Source organism: Elioraea sp., assembly GCF_051860475.1.
In the GTDB taxonomy this organism is placed as follows: Bacteria; Pseudomonadota; Alphaproteobacteria; order Acetobacterales; family Acetobacteraceae; genus Elioraea.
This window is the reverse complement of record NZ_JBHYDW010000236.1, coordinates 1-3,890: the sequence shown is the minus strand read 5'-3', so window position 1 is coordinate 3,890 and position 3,890 is coordinate 1. Positions and strand designations below refer to the sequence as shown.

The 3,890-nt window shown below is 67.9% G+C and carries 5 protein-coding genes; all 5 read right to left on the bottom strand.

From position 1 onward, the window contains the following. The coding region (locus tag ACTIFU_RS22955) for an adenylyltransferase/cytidyltransferase family protein (protein WP_439580649.1) at positions 1-708 on the bottom strand (708 nt) is incomplete at its 3' end. Between the two features lie 348 nt (positions 709-1,056). Then, positions 1,057-1,965, bottom strand: coding sequence for a hypothetical protein (locus tag ACTIFU_RS22950; RefSeq protein WP_439580648.1), 909 nt, complete (start codon positions 1,963-1,965; stop codon positions 1,057-1,059). 191 nt (positions 1,966-2,156) lie between these two features. Continuing rightward, positions 2,157-2,699 carry a WbuC family cupin fold metalloprotein gene (locus ACTIFU_RS22945; RefSeq protein WP_439580647.1) on the bottom strand — a complete coding sequence of 181 codons (543 nt, stop codon included), beginning with the start codon at positions 2,697-2,699 and terminating at the stop codon, positions 2,157-2,159. Between the two features lie 9 nt (positions 2,700-2,708). Next, positions 2,709-3,524 carry an HpcH/HpaI aldolase family protein gene (locus tag ACTIFU_RS22940; RefSeq protein ID WP_439580646.1) on the bottom strand — a complete coding sequence of 272 codons (816 nt, stop codon included), beginning with the start codon at positions 3,522-3,524 and terminating at the stop codon, positions 2,709-2,711. Then, a partial coding sequence (locus ACTIFU_RS22935; protein ID WP_439580645.1) for an ABC transporter permease occupies positions 3,521-3,890 on the bottom strand: 370 nt, incomplete at its 5' end. The genes ACTIFU_RS22935 and ACTIFU_RS22940, both read right to left, overlap by 4 nt.

Below are 3,890 nucleotides of genomic sequence, written 5' to 3'. Positions count from 1 at the left end.
GCCGACGAAGGTCGTCTGGTCGATCGGCGTCACGACGATCGTCGGGTCCTCCTGCGACATCCCGAGCGCGTCACAGTTGATGTAGGTGTCGACGATCAGGTCGCCTACCACCAGCACGCGGATCCCGCGCATGGCGGGCAGCACCGCCTTCAGGCCCTCGACCGTGAAGCCGTGGCGGCGGGGGAAGTCTGTCGGCTTGATCAGGGCGGTGAGCGGGCTGCCGACATACTCGCGGCGCAGCAGGTCGAGCGAGGCGAAGCGCACCTCGCCGGAGCTGAACAGCAGCCGTCCCCCATAGGCCTCGACCGCGGCGAGCTCGGGGTTGTGGCGCTCGGCGTGCTCGCGGCCCTTCACGACGATGTCGGGCTTCAGCCGGGCGATGAAGCCCGCCGGCGATTCGGTGAGCGCGAAGGCGTGGGAGACGATGCCGAGCGACTGGATGCCTTCGAGCCGCAGCGCCAGCGGAACGGCCACGCCCTGCGTGGTGTCCGGATTGACGCCAACCACCAGGAACTCCCCGGAATCGGCGGCGAACTTCAGCAGCCGGAGATGGCCGGGATGGATGACGTTGAAGTTGCCCGAGACAAACACGATCCGCCGGCCGGCGGCGCTGGCACGGATCTCCGTCGCGGGGTCAGCGCCGGGCGGGCCGGCCGGGCCCAAAGCAGCCTCCGTCTCGATCCACGTGCGGCCGGCATGCTGTGTCAAGGAGCGCTCCTCCGTCGCCGTTCAGCGGTCGACGATGATGCAGTATGGTGCAACCCTGAGGCGGAGCAGAACCGAGAACGGAGCGGTGGCCTGAGCAAAGCCCACTGCGCCGATCCAATTCGTGTGGTCACATCCATTGCCGCCCCAATGCGGTCCGAGGTTCTCCGAACTGACCCTGGACCGTGTCGAAACGGTCGCCCTGCGGCAAGGCTACGCTGTCCCCTTTGCGGCCCCGCTCGCTCGAAAGGACCGCGCCGGGCGCTGTGACGCCAGCGGGCGAACCTGCCCTTCGCCGAGATACGGCGCGCACTTCCGTCATTGGAGGCTCGCGTCCGCCCTGGGTACGCATCAACCCCCGCCGCCTCGTAACCTGCCGAGCAGTGATCGGCCTCTTGCGACCAGTCCCCGCGCGCCGGTTGTCGCCTTGCCCATCGCGCCACGATACGTGTTGGAAACGACGGACGGGATTTCTCCCACCGATGTGGATGCCTCCATGGTACCCATGAACGGGGCGTCGCGGACCTTGCGATAGATGACGTTTATGGTCACCGCTGGAATGCTGAGCGCAGCAAGCCGTCGATCGCGCGGTTCGGTTTCGATCCCGGCCAGGCGTCGCTCCAATGCCGGAAATAACGCCCGGTAGGATCGGACCGCAGCATAGACGTCCTCCTCCTCCCCGGGGCCATCGAACCAGAAATCCATGATGTCATAGCCGTTGTAACCCGCAAGATCAAAGAAAAAACGTCCTGTATAGGTGAAGTATCCATGATCGACATGTCCAATTGCCGGGAGCTGATGCCATATGATCCCTCCGGGCTTGGCTGCCTGATGGATCGCCAGGAACGAGTTCATTTGATTGAGGATATGCTCGGTCGTCCCGAAATTGATGACTGCATCAAAGGCATTTCGGAGGTCTCGCGGAAGCTCGGCATGATTGAGGTCCAGGATGCGAGTCCCGTATCCGTCAGCGATGTCGATCGCCTGGTAGCGAAAGCCAGCCCTTTCAAGCAGCTGCCCGAGAAATGACTGGTTCGCTACGCCCGACACGGGGTCATGGGACGATCCGCGGGCGAGCGTCTCGGCGAAGTCATCGAGATCGGAGCCGGGATCCTGTACGTGCCGTCGGACGAACGCCGCAATCTCGGCCGCACTTGCGTTGTACAGGTTGGAGGAGCCGATATCGAGCAGCGCGGCGCCAGGCCGGGACAACACCCCAAGCTGCTCCATTGTCGGGACATATGACCAATCAACGCCCATGTCGGCTCCCGATCAGATACCGGACGGCGACCTCGCCCCGTGGCACCCGCGCGGCGCCTCGGGGGCTGTCATCCACGCACAGATGCGGCGTGCAATGACGAGGTCAGGCCGATCGCGCAATCGCATGCCGGTCTAGCGGAACCGCACGGCGGTGTGAAGCGCGCGTTGCTGCGCTGCGGCATCTACCGGGGCTACGCCGCGCCCAGCCGCACAGCCAGCGCCGCCGCGTAGGCGCGCCCGGCCTCGGCCTCCGTCTCCGGCGGCGCCCAGGGCGCGGGCTCGGTGCAGGCCGGGTCGAACGGGCCGGAGGTGGTCTCGAGATAGACGAACCAGCGGGTCCGGAACACGAGACCGTGATAGAGCTGCTCCGGCATCCGGTAGAAGAATCGGCCGCCCGCGTCATAGGGCGTCATCCGCACGACCTCGCGAATCGCCCCCGCCTCGTCGAACAGCACGGCATCCGCCACCCCTTCGAGCACGGTCAGGCTCTCGGTCTTGCCGCGATGGCGGTGCGGGCGGACATAGCTCTCGCCGAGCATGGCGATCAGCATCTCCTGCTGCGCCGCCTCGGGCGAGGGGTGAGCGCAGAGCCGGCAGCGCCGCCGGGGCGTGCTGACCGCGTGGCGCTTGAGCAGCGCGACCTCGTCGGCGCCCGCGACCACGAAGTCGAGGTCGGTGTAGATCACCTCCGGCGTGGCGAAGCGGAAGCCTTCGGGCAGGGGCGGAGCGGCCATCGCCGGTGCTCAACCGGTGCGGAGCGGCACCGCGCGGGCAGCCGCATCCAGCCCCGCGAAGAAGCCAGCGCGATCGCGCGCACCGCGCAGCAGCAGCGTCATGTCGTTCTCCGTCAGCACCATGCGCACGCCGGCGGCGATCGCGGCGCGCCACACCGCCTCGACCGGCGGCCCGCCGAGGCCGACGAATTTGCCGACCGCACCCGCCGCCGTCGTGCAGGCCGTGATCGCGTCGGCAAGCGCGCCGCTCTCGTAGCCGCCAGGCAGGCCGAGGTCCCACAGCAGGTCCGAGGCACCGATGAAGATCCCGTCGATGCCCTCGGTGGCAGCGATCGCGGCGACGTTCTCGACCGCCGGCGCGCTCTCGATCATCGCGACCACCACCACCTCGTCGTTGAATCGCGCGCAGGCCTCGGCGAGCTTCAGGCCGTAGCCGAACTGCGGCAGCGAGCCGGGCACCGAGAGCTGGCCGCGCGGGGCGAAGCGGCAGGCGCGCGCAACCGCCTCTGCCTGCTCGGGCGTATCGACATGCGGCGCGAGCACGCCGAGCGCGCCGTTGGTGAGCAGCCCGGCGATCTCGCGCGGATCATGCGAGGCAGGGCGCGCAAGCGGCAGCATGCCGGCACGGATCGCGCCGAGCGCGATGTCGTAGGCGAGATGCGGCGTCATCGGACTGTGCTCGAAGTCGAGCATCATCCAGGCGAAGCCGCACTCGGCCAGCATCGCGCCGATCTCGGGGCTGCGGCTGAACCGCACATTGCTGCCGAGCGCGATCCCGCCAGCCGCGACCGTGGCGCGGAACCGTGCCGCCGGGCTCGCGCTCATCCGGCGCGCCAGCGCAGCACGTGGCGTTCGAGCCGCTTCAGCCCGCCATTGATCGCCGCTCCCACCACCGCCAGCACCACCAGTCCGGCGAACGTGCTCGCGGTGTCGAACATCGCCGAGGACTGCGCGATCAGGAAGCCGACGCCCCGGTTCGAGCTCATGAACTCGCCGACCACCGCGCCGATCAGCGCATAGGGCACCGAGACCTTCAGTCCCGTGAACACCCAGGCTGCGGCCGAGGGCAGGATCACCTTGCGCAACAGCTGCCACTCGCCCGCGCCCATGATGCGTGTGGCATGGATGTGCACCGGATTGACGTCGCGCACCCCGGCATAGGTGTTCAGGAACACCAGGAAGAACACGATC